Below are 1935 nucleotides of genomic sequence, written 5' to 3' on the forward strand. Positions count from 1 at the left end.
CCCGGCCGGCGGGAACGGTGCAGGCGAAGCCCTCGCAGTGTCCGATGAACTGAGCGCCCGGATCGAGAAGGTCACCGGGGCTTTGCTCAGTACGCAGATCAAGGTGATCGCCGAAACCCAACTCGCCGAGCTCCTCACACCGGAAATCTATCAGCGGATCGAGGAGCTCTCCCAGCGGCGGCTCGCGGCCGAGCTGGAGATGCAACTAGCCGCGGCCGCCCAGGCAGCACAGGAGGCGGAAAACCCGCCGACCACCGTGTTCGGGTCGACCGAAGAGTTCGTCCGGGTACGCCTGGCCCCCGGCTACCGCCGCGACGTCATCGACAACCATGAAATCCGCTGGTGCCCACAGTGGTGGCGGCACGAAGAAGCGATCTCCCGACTCGAAGCGCTCTGGCGCACCTGGGAACACTTCCGCCGCGACCCCACCACCGGAATGAGCGTGTGGTGGCGCGACCACGCCGACCACCACATGTCGGTGCTGATGGCCTCGGACGGCCCGTTCAGCAAGTGCAGTGCCGCGCACGGCCATCACTCCGCGGACAACGCCATCGCGCCGTTGCCGACCGACCCGGCACCTGCCGGGATGTTCCCGGACACCCGGAACCTCTAGGCACCAGCGAAAGGAAACCGGCATGGGAATGCACGACGACGACGGCATTTACACCGCCACCTGCCACTATTACCGCAACAACGGCACACATGGGCTGCCGCATGGCACCTCCACCACCCAGCACACCTCGCAGGCCGCCGCGTACGAAGCCCTCTACGACGCCGTCCGCACGGCGCGGTCCGACGGCGCATCCCAGGTCGACGTGTCCCTCACCCGCGACGACACCGCAGCGACCCAGGTGATCTTCGCGGCTGGCCCTCGACATATCGACGACGTCCACCCTGAGCTCGACGAACAGCGGTCCTCATACTCCCGCGCATGGGAGATCCTCACCATTCATGCCAACGAGATCCTCTCCGAACTCAGGAACCCGCACTCACCCGTCCACCAACCACTCTCGCCGGAACTACGCGACGTCGCCTGGTCCGCCCACAACGTCCACACCCCCCAGATCGGACAGCATGAGTCCTTCGAACGGCACCTCGCCGGCGAGGTCGACCGCGCGAAAGACCGGGCCCGCGAGGCCGGGCACAGCGAAGCCCAAATCGAGACCGCCGCCCGCACAGACCCGAACCTGGACCTCGACCTGAACATGGAACTGCTCTACGGACGTTCGGAACTGATGCTCGACCTCGTCGATGACCTCGCCAAAGACCCCGCCCTCACACCTCAACAACGGGAGGCTCTCTTCGCCGCCGCCGACCAGGCCAAGATCACAAGGGCCCACCTCGACATGCACGGGGGCGAACCGGTCGCATCGTCCGTGAGCAACACGACCGGCATCGACACGGCCATAACCCGTGACCGTTCCAGTGATTCGGCGATCCCCCCGCTCATCGACCAGCTGCAAGCAAGCAGCCCGCCAGCGCACGTCCTCGACTACCCCTACCCGCCCCAGTCCACACCGACAGCACAGACCTCGCTGAGCAACGACGACGCGCGTAACCCGCCTATACGACGGCGTGACACCGACCTAGGGCGTTAACCCCCGAATCGTTCGACCACCGTAAGGAGAACCACATGTCCGAAGGCCCCGAAGTCGACTCGGCAAGCCGGGAAATCAACGGCATGATGCGGGTCGCACTGCAACTGGCCTCGCGCATCGCCGAGAAAATGGCTCGCAACCGTGAGCGTGACCTCGAGCAGGCGCGCCGCGAATCCACCGAACGCACCCGTGAACTCGCACAACGACTCGAGACCGACCGTGCAGGCATCGAAGCGTATCTGCGTGCCTCATTTGATGACCAATGGTGGAACCGCGCACAGCCCGGCGAGATCGCCGACCAGTGGCAGCACGCCCAAGCGTGGCAGGAACACTCCCA

Annotated in this window: 2 protein-coding genes and 1 pseudogene; all 3 read left to right on the plus strand. The window is 65.6% G+C overall.

The annotated features are described in order from the left end of the window. A partial coding sequence (locus MLGJGCBP_RS47475) for a DUF4913 domain-containing protein (RefSeq protein ID WP_236581722.1) occupies positions 1-613 on the plus strand: 613 nt, incomplete at its 5' end. A 22-nt stretch (positions 614-635) separates the two neighbouring features. After that, entirely contained in the window at positions 636-1598 is a 963-nt protein-coding gene (locus MLGJGCBP_RS47480; protein ID WP_160093624.1) for a hypothetical protein, read from the plus strand. Positions 1599-1633: 35 nt separating this feature from the next. Continuing rightward, positions 1634-1935 (plus strand): annotated as a pseudogene (locus MLGJGCBP_RS47485) (hypothetical protein); the annotation flags it as partial.

The sequence above is a fragment of the Rhodococcus sp. T7 genome, assembly GCF_009872365.1.
In the GTDB taxonomy this organism is placed as follows: domain Bacteria; phylum Actinomycetota; class Actinomycetes; order Mycobacteriales; family Mycobacteriaceae; genus Rhodococcus_F.